Below are 14,920 nucleotides of genomic sequence, written 5' to 3'. Positions count from 1 at the left end.
GGACAAGCGCTAATTTATAATGCTGCAACTTTTTTCACGTATACCCGCATGAAGAGCGACAAAATCAAACTGGCGGCGGCCTGGCTGGTGCTGGCTGCGGCGGTGTCCCTGCTGCGTTTCAAGACCGCGTTGCAATCCGACGCCCTGTTCCTGGACGCGCTGGCATCCGACCTGTTCACCCACGGCGGCCATTGGGCCGACTGGAAATTCCCCCGCGCGCCCTCGTTCGCGCCGGACATGCTGCTGTATTTTGCCGCCTATCCGCTGCTGCCGGATGCCGCCAGCCGGATCTTTGCCGTGTCGGCGGCCCAGGCTGTCCTGCTGGCGGGGACGTGCCTGTGGTTTGCCCGGCAACTTCACCCGCAACTGAGCCGGCTGGCATGCACGGTCATCGTCCTGCTGCTGGCGTTCATTACTCTGGTGGCGGCCCGCTCGGAGATGTGGCTGTATTTTTACAGCACCAACAACCACATTGCCACCGTGTTGCTGGGCCTGCCGGCGCTGGTGCTGTGCCTGCGCTACCTGGAAACAGGCGCGCCGCGCACCGGCCTGGCGCTGTCCGGCATCGGCGCCATGGCGGCGCTGTCGACCGGCCTGTACGCGCTCAGCGTCAGCGCGCCACTGCTGGTGCTGGCCGGCGGCGCCTGGCTGGCGCTGAAGGGGCAGCCGGTACTGCGCGGCCGGGTGCTGCGGCTGGGCGGCTGGCTGCTGTCCGCCCACCTGCTGGCCGCATTACTGGGCAAGGCCTTGATCCGCCATTTGCCGGTGGAAGGCAATACCCACAGCCGGCCCGACACCATCGCCAACGCACTGAAACTGTTCCTGGAAGCGACCCAGGCCGCCTTTGCGCGCGACAACCGCCTGACGCAGGCGCTGTCGGCCGGCGTGGCGCTGGCCTGCATTTTCCTGCTGGCGCGGCTGGCGCAAGCCATCCGGCTCGATGGCCACGGCCTGCACCTCGCCTGCAGCCGGCGCGAGCGCGTGACCGGCATTGCCGCCTTCCTTGCCGTCAGCACGCCGCTGACCTTGCTGGGGGCGATCTTTTCCGCCTCGTTCGTCGATCCCTATTGCTACCGCTATTTCATGCTGCCGGTCGCGCTGGCGCTGTTGCTGGCCATCGTGGTGGCGGACCGCCGTTACGGCCAGCGCGCCGCGCCGGCGGGTATGCTGTTGCTGCCGCTGGCGACACTGGGACTGGCGTTTGGCATCGTGCGCGCCAGCCAGCAGCCAGTGCGCAAGGAGGACGCCGGAAAAGCCGTCGCCGCCTGCCTGCAAGCAATCGAGCGCAATGGCTTTATGCTGCAGGCGGGCACCGCCGATTACTGGTATGCGCGCGGCGTCAGCGCCTACCTGCCACGCCATAATCCGATTTTTGCAACCTACAATACGCTGGAACCGTTTTTCTGGGTATCGAGCATCGGCCCCGTAACCCGCCCCGGGGACTACCCGGAATATCAGTATAATTTCGCCATTTTGCGCGTCCCCGCCGCCGGCGGCCAGTTCCACTACACGCCGGAGACCGTCGGCAAGGCACTGCCGCCACCTTCGCAAGTGCAGGATTGCCCGGCGGCCCAGGCGCAGGTCTGGCTATACCGGGGAACGGAACTGCACCAGGCCATGCAAGCCAGGGCGGCCACATGGCGCCAGGCGCACCACCGATAACCACTCCAGCACATGATGAGCAAGCCCTGAATGATGAGCAAGCCCCGTATCCTCGTTTTTATTCCCGCCTACCGCTGCGAACGCCAGGTGGTCCGTGTCATCGACCAGTTCGACCAGCGCGTGCAAGCGTGGATCGATACCGTGATGGTGGTCGACAACCGCTCGCCGGACCAGACCTTGCAGGCGGCGATCGGCCGCGCGCAACAGCGCCTGACCGGCTGCAACTTCATCGCTTGGCGCAACGACGACAACTATGGCCTGGGCGGCTCGCACAAGGCGGCGCTGGCCTATGCCGCACGGGAAGGATACGATTACGTGGTGGTGCTGCACGGCGACGACCAGGGCAACATCCACGACTTGCTGCCGCAGCTGGAGGCCGGCGCGCACCTGGACGTCGATTGCCTGCTGGGCGCGCGCTTCATGCCGGGCAGCCGCCTGCAAGGCTATTCGCGCCTGCGCACGTTCGGCAACCGGGTATACAACCTGCTGTTTTCCGCCGCCGCCATGCACCGCATCTACGACCTCGGGTCCGGCCTGAACGTGTATTCGATGGCGGCCTACCGCAACGCGTTTTACCACACCTTCCCGGACGACCTCACCTTCAACTACATGATGCTGATGGGCGCCTACCACGCCGGCCAAAAGGTGCGCTTTTTCCCGATCAGCTGGCGCGAAGACGACCAGGTATCGAACGTGCGCCTGTTCAGCCAGGCCTTCAAGGTGCTGCGCCTGCTGGGCGGCTACGTTGTCCGCCGTGGCGCCTTCCTGCGTGAAGACATGCGCGCACGCCGGTTCGGCGCCTATACGGGCGAGATCGTGCACCAGCACGCCCCGGTCACATCATGAACCGCATGATGGGCGCCTACCTGGCCCTGCTCTGCGCACTGGTGCTGGGCTGGGGATGGCGCTATGCCGGGCCGCTGGCCGCGCTGCTGCACAACGTGGACAAGGCGCTGCTGCTGGGCGCCACCGCGCTGTACGGCATGTCACATTTGCTGCGCATGCTGCGCCTGGTGCTGTTGACGCTGGACCAGCGCGACAAGGCATTCGCCGTCAGCGCCGCCCACGCATTGACCGCCTTTCCCAGCAGTTTTTTACCGTTCAAGATCGGCGAAGTGCTGCGCCTTGCCGTGCTGTTCCGCGTGTTCGGCTACCGCCGCAAGGCGGCAGCCGTGTGGCTGGCCGAGCGCTTCGGTGACATCGTCGTGATTGCCTGTTTCATTCTCGGCCTGTACCTGCTAAAGGCCGATGTGCCGCCCGCCATGCGCACCGTGTTCGTGCTCTTCGTGCTGGCCAGTTTATTCAGCCTGCTGGCCCTGTTCGCCGTCGCCAAGACCTTCGTCTATTTGAACCGCCACCTGGTGCTGAACAGCCACAGCCGGCACGGCTTGCGGATATTGAAGCTGATCCACGCGCTGCGCCAGCTGGAGCGCGATATCCAGCGTTCCGTCGAAGGGCGGCTGACGGGCGTGCTGCTGCTGTCGCTGCTGATCTGGCTGCTGGAATTGGGTGCGCTGACGATGTTCATCAACCTGACCGCCGGCCACGGCGCCGACATTGCCGCGGTGTTCGGCAATATCCTGCTGACCGGCTTGTCCGGCGGCGGCTCTTCCTTTGGCTTGCTGCAATCGCTCGCGCTGGTGGCCCTGACGCTGCTGTTCCTGGCGGCGCTGTGCCTGGCGGCGCGTTTTAAATTTGTGAGGTCGTGATGACAGGTCCGGAACACAATGTGCTGCTGGTAATCGACGACCGTGAACTCACGGCCGAAGCGGTGCGCGGCATTGTCGGTACACGCCGTTATGGCGACATCATTTTCCGGCGCCGCGCGCTGATCGAACACCTGCGCGCCAGCGTGCCGCCATGGACGCTGCGCCACCTGGTGCACGTGCGCAGCGCGGAAGACTTGCCGGCGCTGCGCGCCACGCTGGAAGCGTGCGGCGCGGAAGCGTCGGTGTGCGTGATCGCCGCGCGCGCCGGCTTCACGGAGCCGGAACGCCTGCGCCAGCTGGTCGAACGGCTGCCCTATGCGGAAGAGGATTTTACCGACCGCCCCTATAAACCGCTGCTGGTGTTCCTGCACAACGCGCACCGGCTGGTGGCCGACTGGCCCGCATTCGAAGCGGCGCCGTTGCATACCTGGGAACGGGCATGGCACGACAGCCAGACCGTGCAATCGGTGCAGCCGCTGGACCTGGCGCGCATCCGCGACCTGCTGTCGTTCACCGCCGGCTCCACCGCCGCGCGCCACTTCAACCAGGTCAGCGCGGACGCGTACTACTACACCAAGAGTTCCACCGATACGCGCAAGATGCGCGCCGAGTTTGCGTTTTATGGACTGGCACCGCAATCCATGCAGCCATGGCTGGTGCAGCCGTTCGATTTCCAGGAACAGGACGGGCGCGCATCGTACAAGATGATGCGCTACTACCTGCCCGACGCGGCGCTGCAATGGGTGCACGGCGCGTTCGATGAAGAGGGTTTCGACGCCTTCATCGGCCGGCTGCTGTTCTTTATCGCGCAGCGCCCGCGCCGCGCCTGTGGCAAAGGCGAATCGGCCGCCATGGCGCGCGCCCTGTTCATCGACAAGCTCGAGCAGCGCGTCGAACAGTTCCTGGCGCTGCCGGAAGGCCAGCGCATCAACACCCTGGCGGCCAGCGCCACGCCGGCGCTCGACGTGCGGCAACAGCTGGCGCGTTTCCAGCGGCTGTATGCGCGCCGTGAAAACGGCTTTGCCAGCGACCACCTGACCATCGGCCACGGCGACCCCTGCTTTTCCAATATCCTCTACGACGCCAGCCGCCACCTGCTGCAGCTGATCGATCCCAGGGGGGCGCTGGGCGAAGAGGAATTGTGGACCCACCCGCTGTACGACATCTGCAAGATTTCGCACAGCGTGCTGGGCGACTATGACTTCATCAACAATGGCCAGTATTCGGTCGGCTTCGACGACGCCAACGCGATACTGCTGCACATCCGGCACAGCAATCATGGCCGCCTGAAAAACCAGTTCCTGCACCATCTGCGCGCCCTGAAGGTCGATCCCGCCATCGTGCGGCTGGGCGAAGCATCGCTGTTCCTGTCGATGCTGGCGCTGCACATCGACGTGCCGAACAAGGTCATCGCCTTCATGCTGAAGGCCCATCACATACTCGACGAGGTGGAATTTGAACGAATCTGAAGGCATGCTGGTCGTCGACATCGACGGCACGCTGTGCGACATCAAAAGCGCCGGGCAGTCTTACGCCGACCTGGCGCCACGCCCGGAAATGCTGGCCAGGCTGCGCGAATACCAGGCGCGCGGCTATACCATCTGCCTGTTCACCGCCCGCAACATGCGCACCCACAGCCAGAACCTGGGCCTGATCAACAAGCATACCGCCCCGGTCCTGCTGGACTGGCTGGCCAAATGGGACGTGCCCTACGACGAACTGTTGTTCGGCAAGCCCTGGCCGCGCCAGAAGGGTTTTTATATCGATGACCGCGCCGTGCGGCCCGATGAATTCCTGCGCATGTCGGAGGAAGAAATCCACCGGATGCTGGGGCAAGCGGAATGAATATCGTCATCACCATGGCTGGCCGCGGCGCGCGTTTCCGCGATGCCGGCTACCAGGAACCGAAATATGAAATCATGGCGCACGGCCGCAGCCTGTTCGACTGGTCGATGCGTTCGCTGCGGCACTTCCTGCCGGGCAGCCGCGTGATTTTTGTCTGCCTGAAAGAAAACGGTTCACGCGATTACGTCCTGGCGCGCTGCGCGCAGCTGGGCATCGACGACGCGCATGTGCTGGAACTCGATACGCTGACGGATGGCCAGGCCACCAGCGCTTACCTGTCGCGCCATTTGTGGCGTCCTGACGCGCCGCTGCTGGTGTACAACATCGATACCCACGTGCGCCCGGACGCGCTGCGCCCCGCGCAGATACGTCCCGGCGCGGACGGCTGGGTGCCCTGTTTCCAGGCGCCGGGCGACCATTGGAGCTTCGTCCAGCTGGGCGACGACGGCTGGGCCGTGGACCTGGCGGAAAAGCAGCGCATTTCCGCCCATGCCTCGGTCGGCTTGTACTGGTTTGCCAGCGCCGCCGCCTATGCCGACGCCTATCGGCGTTTCTTCGCCGATCCCGCCACGCTGGTGCGGGGCGAGCGCTATATCGCCCCGCTATACAAACAGTTGCTGCGCGACGGGGGCAAAGTCTGCCTCAGCGACTTGCCGCCCGATGCGGTGCACGTACTGGGCACGCCGGCCGAACTGGCCGCCTTCCTGGCGTTGCCGCCCGCGCTGTTGCAAGACACTCAAGCTTGACTGCCCGGCATCGCCTTGCCTTTTTTTTAGGCAAGGACACGGCAAAGGACATGCGAAGCGCATATAATATCGGATTCGGTTTTTTACTCATCCCAACGCAATGCACGCAACCACCAATCATGCGCCCGTGGCACCAGGCGCAGCGCCGGCCGTTTACGTCAATATCGCCGCCTACAAGTTCATCACGCTCGACAACCTGGAAGAATTGCGCCTGCAATACCAGGACATCGTGGCGCGCCTGGGCCTGAAAGGCACCATCCTGCTGACGCCGGAAGGCATCAACATGTTCCTGTCCGGCACCCGCGCCAACATCGACGAATACCTGGCGTGGGTGCGCGGCGATGCGCGCCTGGCCGACCTGGAATGGAAGGAAAGCCTGTCGGCCGAACAGTCGCACAAGCGCATGCTGGTGAAAATCAAAAAAGAAATCATCACCATGCGCATGCCGCTGATCAAGCCTGAGCTGGGGCGCGCGCCCGACGTGGACGCGAAGACGTTAAAGCGCTGGCTGGACCAGGGCCATGACGACAATGGCAAGCCGGTGGTGATGGTCGACACCCGCAATGATTTTGAAGTGGATGTCGGCACGTTCGACAACACGGTCGATTACCGCATCAAGAAATTCACCGAATTCCCGGACGTGATCGCCTCCCACAAGGCCGACTTTGACGGCAAGACCGTGGTGACCTTCTGCACCGGCGGCATCCGCTGTGAAAAGGCGGCGATCCACATGCAGAATATCGGCTACGACAATGTCTACCAGCTGGAAGGCGGCATCCTGAAATACTTCGAAGAAGTCGGCGGCGACCACTACACGGGCGACTGCTTCGTGTTTGACTACCGCACCGCGCTGAACCCGAAACTGGAGCCGACTGAAACCGTGCAGTGCTTCGCGTGCCGCGCCGTCGTCACGCCGCGCCAGCAACTGGCGCCGGAATACGTGTATGGCGTGTCCTGCCCGCATTGCGCCGGCAAGCAGCACTGAGCGCGCATTACCCCTGAAGAAAAAACCAGCGTGATGAACGCTGGTTTTTTTTCATCCGTGCTTGCGCGCGGCGCCCGCCACCTCGGGCCCCTCCGCCAGCACGGCATGGCTGCCATAGCCACGGCGCATGCGCAGGAATGGTTCTTCGATGGCGCTGTAGCACAGCGCGGAAACCGCCCAGGTCGCACCATATACCAGCGGCAGCAGCACCAGCGCATCGATCGCCTTGTTACCCGTCACGGCGGGCAAGCCAAACGACACGGCCAGCAAATGGATCATCGCCATGTGCAGCAGATAGAACGAAAAACTGATCTTGCCGCCATGGTCCAGCGTCTTTTCCAGCCAGCCGGGCAGGCGCATGGAAGCAGACGTCCACGCAACGATCAGGCAGCTCCAGCCGGCCGCTTCCAGCATCGACCACCAGATCCAGAACGGCGCATGGGTCGCGGGATCGAATTTGGCCATCTTGCTTTGCAGCGCGCTGTTGAAAATCACCAGCAGCACCGCCAGCAAGGTCAGCACGCCCGCGTGGCGCCGCAGCGTGGCGGCATAGCGATGCGCCAGCAGCGCGGCCAGCATGCCGATCAGGAACTGGTCGAAACGTCCCACCAGCGTACTGAAATACATCAGCGTACTCTTGGGGTTGACGGTGTACGCGGCCAGCTTGAAGAACACCATCAGCACCAGCAATTGCAGCAGGTAGCGCGCGCCGCGCTCCAGCGTAAAGCGGGCCAGGAACGGGAAGACCAGGTAAAACGTGAATTCAACCGAGATGCTCCAGGCGGCGCCCGTCACCGGGGTGTACGAGGTGGGCGCCAGGCCCAGGTTGGTGCTCAGCAGATACAGCAAATCCTGCGGCGCGAATTTATCGCGTCCGATGGCCGTGGCCAGCATGAAAATGGTGAGGAACAGCGGCAGGATGCGCAGGCAGCGGTTGCGCATGAAATCGCGGTAATGAATTTCACGCTGGTGCATGGCGATCTGCATGAACAGGAAGCCGGACAGCGCAAAAAACAGGCCCACGCCGGTATGCCCTTCCGTTACCAGGCCGAACCAGTTGGACAGCAATGGCGCACCACCCTGTCCACGGTATTCCAGGTAATAGTGGAACAGGAACACCAGGGTCGCCGCCAGCCAGCGCAACTGGTCGATACGGGCGTTATAGGGCAGGTTCAGCGATTTCATTGGATCGAACGGGGCAGGGCCTGGCGCAGCGCATTTTCATAGGCGATCCGCGCGGTGGTATACACCGCCACGCGCGCATGGAGCGCAGTCAGCTCCGCCTCGACAAATTTGAGGTTGTTCACCTGCGTCCGCGCCTCGTCATTCAAAGACGCCACCTTGTAGGCGACGCCATCGACCGTGACTTCTTCTTCGTCGTCCATCATTAACGGAAATATGCCGCCATTTCGCGGATATCGGACCCCGCCAGCTGGCCTGACGCCGCGCGCAGCTTCAGGTAAGCCAGGATGTAGGTATAGCGTGCCTGGGCCAGGTCGCGCTCGGTGATACTGAGCTGGCGCTGGGCATCGAGCAAGTCCAGGTTGATACGTACACCGCCTTTGATACTTTGCTCGGTCGCGGTGACCAGCAGCTTGCCGGAATCGACCGCCTTGGACAGCGCATCGATACGGGGCACGGCGCTGGCCAGCTGGTCGTAATCCTTGCGCAATTCCACCATGGCGCGGTCGACTTCCGATTGCAAATCCGCCTTCGCCTTCTCGCGCCCCGCCACCGCCTGGCGCGTTGCCGCATTCACGGAGCCGCCGGCATACAGCGGAATGCTCAGCTGGAAGCCCACGGCACGCGTGGTGTAATCCGTATTAATCGTATTCACGGATTCCGACAGGCTCCTGGAATACGTTGCCGTCACATCCAGGCGCGGATAATGGCCGGCGCGCTGTTTGTTGACTTCCTGCTGGCTGATATCGACATTGATGCGGCGCGTACGGACTTCGTGGTTGTTGTCGAGCGCGACACGCTTCCATTCGTCAAAGCTTTTCGTTTCCATCGGACGGCTGCGGAACTGTGGCGCCAGCCGGTCCAATTCACCCACCGGGCCGCCGACGATACCTTCCAGCGTGGTGCGGGCCGCGTTCATCTGGTCTTGCGCATCCAGCACGGCGGCTTCCGCCACATCGAGGCGGGCGCGGGTTTCCAGCATGTCGGTGCGGGTGCCCTCGCCTTTCGCATACATGCGGTCGTTGACCTTCATGCGTTCGATATAGGTGTCACGCTCGCTTTTGGCCACGGCCAGCTGGTCCAGGCGGAACAGCGCTTCGACATAGGCGCCCACCACGCGCAGCCCGACTTGCTGCGTTTCGCTCAGCAGCGACGATTCCGCGGCCTGTTCCTGCAGCACGCCTTGCTTGTAGCGCGCCAGCGCATCGAAGTTCACCACGGTCTGGCGCAATTGGACCACGCGCGACTTGCTGTTGTAATCCTGCTGGCGCGACGGCTGGCTGCCCTGGATGATGTCACTTTGATTCTTGCCGCCGCCGACGCTGGCCGACAGGTTGGGCAACAGTCCGGCGCGCGCGATGATCTTGTTTTCCTTGCCGCTTTCCGAGGCGTAGAACGCTGAGCGGTAGGCGGGATCGTTTTTCAGTGCCGCTTCGTACGCCTGCATCAGGCCCATGGCCGATGCACCGGCGCCAGGCAACAGGAAAGCGGCGCCCAGTGCAGCGGCCATCGGGCCGCGTTTGGATCGCAGAAAACTCACTATATTATTCCTCCGTCATCGAAGTTTTGGCACGGTCGAGCAGCGGCTTCAACAAGTAGTTCATCATCGTGCGCTCACCCATCTTCACGAACAATTCCGCCGGCATACCCGGGCGCACTTCCAGCTTGAGACGCTGCATGGTCTTCACCCCTTCAGGCGATACGCTGGCCACCACGGTATAGTAAGGCTGGCCCGTGCGCTCGTCCATCAGGCGGTCGGCCGACACTTTGGTCACCTTGCCGGGAATATGCGGCGTCGTGTGGGTGTTAAACGCGGAGAAGATGACCTCTACCGGCATGCCGGCATGGACTTTGTCGATCAGGTTGACCGGCAGCCGGCCTTCCACCACCAGCGCATCGTCCACCGGCACGATGTCCATCATCTTGAAGCCCGGCGCCACCACGCCGCCCTTGGTGAAGACAGCCATGCCAATCACGGTGCCGTCCACCGGCGCCGTCACATCGGTGTGCTTGAGGTTGTAATCTTCCGCCACGAAGCGGTTGGACAGCGCCTCGGATTCCTTCTGCACGTCGGCCAGCTGGGTGCGCACTTCCTTCTGGTAGTCCTGCAGACGCTGGGCGCGGCGCAGGGTCAGTTCGGAAATCTGACGCTGGATGCGGCCAATGGACCCTACCTCTTCCGCCAGCGCGCCTTTGGTCTGCACGTAGGTACGTTCAACATCGAGCAGGCGGGAACGCGCCACATAGCCATCGCGCGCCAGCTCGCGCAGGTTGTCCACCTGTTCTTTCAAGATGACCAGTTGTTCCTTTTTGCTGTCACGCGACAACAATACGCCGTCCAGTTGCAGCTTCATGCCCGAAATATTTTCTTCGATAGCGCCCACTTCATTTTTCAACGAAGACTGGCGCGACATGAACAGCTGGTTTTGCAGCGCAATGTTTTCCGCCACGCGCGGGTCATCCTTGAACTGCGTCAAGTCGCTCGGGAAGGCCGGTTCGCTTTTGCCATCACGCTCCGCGATCAGGCGCGCCTCGGCCGCGCGGTTGGTGAACAGCTGCACTTTCGTCATTTCCGATTGCGCGTTCGCCTGCACATTGTTCATGCGCACCAGCACCTGGCCCTTTTTGACGATTTCACCTTCCTTGACCAGGATGTCCTGCACCACGCCGCCGGTCAAATGCTGCACGGCTTTACGGTTGCCTTCCTTGGCCACTTCGCCCGTCATCGGCACCCCCTTGTCCAGCGGCGCCAGGAACGCCCATACCAGGAAGCCGATCACGCCAAACAGCACGATCAGCCAGCCCAGGCGGCTGTAAGCGCTGGCGTCCGTATGCACGGTCGCCGGCGTCACGTCGCGCGCCACCACGTCGGTGGCCAGCGCCTTGGTATCAATCAATTTCATTGCTTACTCCTGTTCCGTGGTGGCTTTGCCATCCTGCGCGGCGGCGGCAGCAGCTTTGGCGGCCGCCGCCTGGGCTTGCGCCTGTTCTTGTTGTGCCTGGGCCTGGGCTTGAGCCTGCGCTTGGGCCTGGGCTTGCGTCTGGGCTTGTTGCTGCATGGCCAGTTGCTGTGCCTGTTGCTGTGCCTGTTGCTGTGCCTGTTGTTGCGCGGCTTGCTGCTGCGCCAGCGCTTGCTGCTGCGCTTGCTGATTCTGCTGTTGCAAAGCCTGCAGCACCTGTTCCGTCGGGCCAAACATTTCCGCCATGCCTTCACGCATCAACAGCAATTTGTTGGTCGCGCCGATGGCGGCCGTGCGGTGCGTGATCAGCACGATGGTTTTGCCCTGCTGACGCAAGTCCGCCACGGCGCGCAGCAGCGCCTGCTCGCCGACATCGTCCAGGTTTGAATTCGGTTCATCGAGCACGATCAGGGCCGGATCGTCATACATGGCGCGGGCCAGGCCGAGGCGCTGGCGCTGGCCGCCGGACAAGCCGGCGCCGCCATCACCGAGCTTATGGTCATAGCCGTCGGGCATGCGCAGGATCATTTCGTGCACACCGGCACGCTGTGCGGCGCGTACTACTTTTTCCGGATCCACCTCGCTGAAGCGGGCAATGTTTTCCGCCACGGTGCCGCCAAACAATTCGATGTCCTGTGGAAGGTAGCCGATCGACGGGCCCAGTTCCGCCTTGTTCCAGTGATAGATATCGGCGCCATCGAGGCGCACCTTGCCGCTCTGCGCCGGCCACACGCCGACCAGCAAGCGCGCCAGGGTCGATTTACCGGAACCGCTCGGGCCGATAATGCCCAGCACGTCGCCCGGGTTGATGGCAAACGTCACGTTCTTCAGCAGCGCGGCCTTGGCGCCAGGCGGCGCGGCAATCACGCTTTCCACCGACAGCTTGCCGACCGGTTTCGGCAGCGCCATGCCCTCCTCGCGCGCTGGATTGGCTTCCAACAGCAAGCTCAGGCGCTCATACGAGCTGCGCGTGCTGGCAAAGCTTTTCCACACGCCGATCAATTGCTGCACGGGCCCCATGGCCTTGCCCAGCAAGATCGAGGCGGCAATCATCATCCCCGGCGTAATCTTATGGTCCAGCACCAGCAACGCGCCCAGGCCCAGCACCAGCGATTGCACCGACACTTGCACGAACTTGGTCACCGCGCCCACCAGGCCGGCTTTTTCGCTGGCTTCCGCCTGCAGGTGCAGGAATTTGCCGTGCATGACGAACCAGCGCTTCATCAGGTTGGGCAGCATGCCCATCGATTCGATGACTTCCGCATTGCGCAAGTTGTTGGTGGCCAGGTTGCCCGCCTGGATCGCCATCGAATTGGCTTCGCCCAGCGGCTTGCGCGACACCTTGTCGTTCACGTACGCCAGCACGATGAGAATGGCCGTACTGACCAGCGCAAACCATCCCAGGGTTGGTTCGAACAGGAAGATCACCAGCAGGTAGAACGGGAACCATGGCGCATCGAACAAGGCAAACAGCGCGTTGCCGGTCAAGAACTGGCGCAGGCTGGTCAAATCGCTCAGCGCCTGGCCGGCATTGCCACCCGCCGATTTCAAGTTTTGTTCAAATGCCGCCGTGTACACGCGGCGGTTCAATTCCATGTCGAACTTGGCGCCCACGCGCACCAGCACGAAACTGCGGATCAGTTCCAGCGCGCCCATGAACAGGAACGCGCCCAGGATCAGCATGGTCAGCATCAGCAGCGTGATTTCATTCTGGCTCTGCAACACGCGGTCATACACTTGCAGCATGTACAGCGATGGCGCCAGCATCAGCATGTTGATGATCGCGCTGAAGAAACCCACTGTATAGAACGTGCTCTTGAACCGCAGCAGCACCTGCTCGATTTCGTTTTTGGGATTGAGTAATTTTTTCATGTGTTAGGCCTGCCTGATACAGCGGAAGACGCATGAATAAGCAGCTGCGCGCCACGGTGATGGCGATGCTCATGCGACCGGAGGGCGCGCGAGCGCACCCATTAAAAATTCAGAGACGTGACATTATCGCCGAAAAGCGGCAGAAAATGTGATGTGCATCACATTTTATTGAATAGAGGCAGGAGGATATGTTGTATCAAAAAGTAACGGGCCAGGATTCCCGGGCCCGCGCCGCATCTTACAGCATATTGAGCTTGCGCCAGACCGGCAACTGCTGTTGCAGCACTTTGCCGATATGCGATGCCAGTTCCGCCAGGTTGTCATTCTCGTCTTCCAGGCGGACACCCTCTTTCACCATATGCCGTCCCTGCGCCTGCATCAGCGGCCACGCCGCCCTGGTCAACGCATGGACATCGGCCTCGACACCCTGGGAAGCCAGCAGCCAATAGACCAGCCGCGCAATGAACGGCGCCGGCAACGCTCCGCCGGACACGGCTGAACACAGCGTACGGAAGTCATCGCCGTAGCGGCTTTTTTCCGCCACCGCCACGTTCATTGCCTTCGCGGCCGAACCCGGGGCTTCCTGACACCCGGGGTTGCACAGCACCGCCTGCCTGGAGGCCACCAGCAGCGCAGCCAGTTGCGCCACATCTTCGAAACTGCGCCCTTGCAACGCAGGTAATTCGGCCAGCTCCCCCAGCGTGTGGGGACGGCGCGCCAGCGCATCGGCCACCGGCAGGCACAATTCCGCCTTGGCGGAGACCTCGCCGATGCCGAGCTTCATTTTCAGCTCCAGGTCGTCGCGCGGCACCACCAGCGCCACGCCGACGCGGCGCAGCAACTCCAGCCGGCGCAGCGGTTCCAGGCGGCGTGCGCCGCGGGCATACACGTCTTTGCGGAAGCTGGTGTTTTTGCAGTAATCCTTGATGGTTTCCTGCATGGCGGGATCGGCAAACGTGGCCACCATGCGCTGCTGTTCGTCGTTCAGATACAGCTTCGGATAGGCTTCCGGCAAGTCGGCCGAACCGATGAAGTCGAGCTTGGCTTCCGCCAGGTCACGTGCCACGTCGGCATGGAACATCGGTTGCCAGTGCTTGTGCATGTATTCATGCACCAGGTAGCTACGGCTGTATTTTTGCAAGCCATCCACGCGGGTTTGCAGCATGGCGCCGCCGCCGCTGAAATATGCCGCTCCGCTGGCCGCCAGCTTTTGCACGAATTCCGTGGCTTGGCCGATCTGCACATCGCTGCGGTTGGGGAAGGCGTCGCCAAATTCCACCAGCAGCCGCTGCAGCGGCAAGCTCGAGGTCCAGCCCGGCAAGGCGTTGTAACTGATATAGACCGTGCCGCCCGGCTTCAGGTAGCGCCCAATGAAATCCACGATGCAGCGCCGGTTTTCCGCCGTCACCCAGGTGTAAATGCCGTGCAGTGTGACGTAGTCGAACTGCGGCAAATCGACCGTGCCCGCCGCCAGGTCGGCAAAGCTGTTTTCCAGCAGGATCAGGTTGGTCAGGCCGGCGCTGTCGGCCAGCGCCTGCGCGCCGGCCACGTGGGCCGGATTAAAATCGGCCGCATAGAAACGGCCATGGGGGTTGGCCGCGGCCAGCAGGTTGACTGTTTCGCCACGGCCAAACCCGAGCTCGAAATACGTGTACGGCTTGTCCAGCGGAACTGGCTCAAAACCGTTCAACAGAGCGACAAAATTCAGCAGCGCCGGACTTTGCTCCGGATAAAAACCTGCCGTGTATTCAATATCCGATACATAACCACTGGTCCAGCTCATGCTCCCTCCAAAGTTGCATAAAAAGAAATCCTATCGGATTCTAACGCAACATCATGGCGCTTGGAATGCATTTACGTCTCAGGCGCCACACGGAGTTGGTTGCTTCACTTCGCTCGCGCACAAAAAAAAACCGGACGGCGAACCGTCCGGTTTTTTTTTGTGCTAAGGATAGCGGC

At 62.4% G+C, this 14,920-nt stretch carries 13 protein-coding genes; 7 read left to right on the top strand and 6 right to left on the bottom strand.

Going from position 1 to position 14,920, the window contains the following annotated elements:
• Positions 1 to 48: 48 nt before the first annotated feature.
• The 7 genes from AC1RRC_RS18770 to AC1RRC_RS18740 all read left to right on the top strand — a co-directional run bounded on the left by AC1RRC_RS18770 (position 49) and on the right by AC1RRC_RS18740 (position 6,947).
• Positions 49 to 1,662, top strand: coding sequence for a hypothetical protein (locus tag AC1RRC_RS18770; RefSeq protein ID WP_493057044.1), 1,614 nt, complete (start codon positions 49 to 51; stop codon positions 1,660 to 1,662).
• Positions 1,663 to 1,692: 30 nt separating this feature from the next.
• Positions 1,693 to 2,508 carry a glycosyltransferase family 2 protein gene (locus tag AC1RRC_RS18765; RefSeq protein WP_493057043.1) on the top strand — a complete coding sequence of 272 codons (816 nt, stop codon included), beginning with the start codon at positions 1,693 to 1,695 and terminating at the stop codon, positions 2,506 to 2,508.
• On the top strand, positions 2,505 to 3,371 hold the full coding sequence (locus tag AC1RRC_RS18760; protein ID WP_493057042.1) for a lysylphosphatidylglycerol synthase domain-containing protein: 867 nt from the start codon (positions 2,505 to 2,507) through the stop codon (positions 3,369 to 3,371). The genes AC1RRC_RS18765 and AC1RRC_RS18760 overlap by 4 nt, the downstream gene beginning before the upstream one ends.
• The gene (locus AC1RRC_RS18755) at positions 3,371 to 4,840 is read left to right on the top strand and encodes a hypothetical protein (RefSeq protein ID WP_493057041.1); all 1,470 of its coding nucleotides are present in this window, start codon (positions 3,371 to 3,373) and stop codon (positions 4,838 to 4,840) included. The genes AC1RRC_RS18760 and AC1RRC_RS18755 overlap by 1 nt, the downstream gene beginning before the upstream one ends.
• Positions 4,827 to 5,216: an HAD family hydrolase gene (locus tag AC1RRC_RS18750; protein WP_493057040.1), complete on the top strand. Its 390-nt coding sequence runs from the start codon at positions 4,827 to 4,829 to the stop codon at positions 5,214 to 5,216. Before AC1RRC_RS18755 ends, AC1RRC_RS18750 begins: the two co-directional genes overlap by 14 nt.
• Positions 5,213 to 5,962, top strand: a complete 750-nt coding sequence (locus AC1RRC_RS18745; protein ID WP_493057039.1) for a glycosyltransferase family 2 protein — start codon at positions 5,213 to 5,215, stop codon at positions 5,960 to 5,962. Before AC1RRC_RS18750 ends, AC1RRC_RS18745 begins: the two co-directional genes overlap by 4 nt.
• Before the next feature lie 100 nt (positions 5,963 to 6,062).
• Positions 6,063 to 6,947 carry a sulfurtransferase gene (locus tag AC1RRC_RS18740; RefSeq protein WP_493057038.1) on the top strand — a complete coding sequence of 295 codons (885 nt, stop codon included), beginning with the start codon at positions 6,063 to 6,065 and terminating at the stop codon, positions 6,945 to 6,947.
• A 51-nt stretch (positions 6,948 to 6,998) separates the two neighbouring features.
• Here the strand turns inward: AC1RRC_RS18740 and AC1RRC_RS18735 are convergent, their stop codons facing one another.
• The 6 genes from AC1RRC_RS18735 to AC1RRC_RS18710 all read right to left on the bottom strand — a co-directional run bounded on the left by AC1RRC_RS18735 (position 6,999) and on the right by AC1RRC_RS18710 (position 14,744).
• The gene (locus tag AC1RRC_RS18735; protein ID WP_493057037.1) at positions 6,999 to 8,132 is read right to left on the bottom strand and encodes an acyltransferase family protein; all 1,134 of its coding nucleotides are present in this window, start codon (positions 8,130 to 8,132) and stop codon (positions 6,999 to 7,001) included.
• Positions 8,129 to 8,335, bottom strand: coding sequence for a DUF6447 family protein (locus AC1RRC_RS18730; protein WP_493057036.1), 207 nt, complete (start codon positions 8,333 to 8,335; stop codon positions 8,129 to 8,131). The genes AC1RRC_RS18735 and AC1RRC_RS18730 overlap by 4 nt, the downstream gene beginning before the upstream one ends.
• Positions 8,335 to 9,669 (bottom strand): TolC family outer membrane protein, encoded by a 1,335-nt coding sequence (locus tag AC1RRC_RS18725; protein ID WP_493057035.1) that lies wholly within the window; start codon positions 9,667 to 9,669, stop codon positions 8,335 to 8,337. The genes AC1RRC_RS18730 and AC1RRC_RS18725 overlap by 1 nt, the downstream gene beginning before the upstream one ends.
• Before the next feature lie 4 nt (positions 9,670 to 9,673).
• On the bottom strand, positions 9,674 to 11,032 hold the full coding sequence (locus AC1RRC_RS18720) for an HlyD family type I secretion periplasmic adaptor subunit (protein WP_493057034.1): 1,359 nt from the start codon (positions 11,030 to 11,032) through the stop codon (positions 9,674 to 9,676).
• A gap of 3 nt (positions 11,033 to 11,035) precedes the next feature.
• Complete coding sequence (locus tag AC1RRC_RS18715) at positions 11,036 to 12,961, bottom strand: type I secretion system permease/ATPase (RefSeq protein ID WP_493057033.1); 1,926 nt, start codon at positions 12,959 to 12,961, stop codon at positions 11,036 to 11,038.
• Between the two features lie 238 nt (positions 12,962 to 13,199).
• Complete coding sequence (locus AC1RRC_RS18710) at positions 13,200 to 14,744, bottom strand: class I SAM-dependent methyltransferase (RefSeq protein ID WP_493057032.1); 1,545 nt, start codon at positions 14,742 to 14,744, stop codon at positions 13,200 to 13,202.
• Between the last annotated feature and the right edge of the window lie 176 nt (positions 14,745 to 14,920).

This window comes from Pseudoduganella sp. GW821-FHT12E03 (genome assembly GCF_058807115.1).
This window is presented reverse-complemented; position numbering and strand designations above follow the sequence as displayed.

What these genes read in the sequence shown, in the direction of transcription:
- AC1RRC_RS18720 (WP_493057034.1), bottom strand. Translation starts at nt 11,032, where the DNA reads ATGAAATTGATTGATACCAAGGCGCTGGCCACCGACGTGGTGGCGCGC.
- AC1RRC_RS18735 (WP_493057037.1), bottom strand. Translation starts at nt 8,132, where the DNA reads ATGAAATCGCTGAACCTGCCCTATAACGCCCGTATCGACCAGTTGCGC.
- AC1RRC_RS18770 (WP_493057044.1), top strand. Translation starts at nt 49, where the DNA reads ATGAAGAGCGACAAAATCAAACTGGCGGCGGCCTGGCTGGTGCTGGCT.
- AC1RRC_RS18760 (WP_493057042.1), top strand. Translation starts at nt 2,505, where the DNA reads ATGAACCGCATGATGGGCGCCTACCTGGCCCTGCTCTGCGCACTGGTG.
- AC1RRC_RS18740 (WP_493057038.1), top strand. Translation starts at nt 6,063, where the DNA reads ATGCACGCAACCACCAATCATGCGCCCGTGGCACCAGGCGCAGCGCCG.
- AC1RRC_RS18715 (WP_493057033.1), bottom strand. Translation starts at nt 12,961, where the DNA reads ATGAAAAAATTACTCAATCCCAAAAACGAAATCGAGCAGGTGCTGCTG.
- AC1RRC_RS18730 (WP_493057036.1), bottom strand. Translation starts at nt 8,335, where the DNA reads ATGATGGACGACGAAGAAGAAGTCACGGTCGATGGCGTCGCCTACAAG.
- AC1RRC_RS18745 (WP_493057039.1), top strand. Translation starts at nt 5,213, where the DNA reads ATGAATATCGTCATCACCATGGCTGGCCGCGGCGCGCGTTTCCGCGAT.
- AC1RRC_RS18710 (WP_493057032.1), bottom strand. Translation starts at nt 14,744, where the DNA reads ATGAGCTGGACCAGTGGTTATGTATCGGATATTGAATACACGGCAGGT.
- AC1RRC_RS18755 (WP_493057041.1), top strand. Translation starts at nt 3,371, where the DNA reads ATGACAGGTCCGGAACACAATGTGCTGCTGGTAATCGACGACCGTGAA.
- AC1RRC_RS18765 (WP_493057043.1), top strand. Translation starts at nt 1,693, where the DNA reads ATGATGAGCAAGCCCCGTATCCTCGTTTTTATTCCCGCCTACCGCTGC.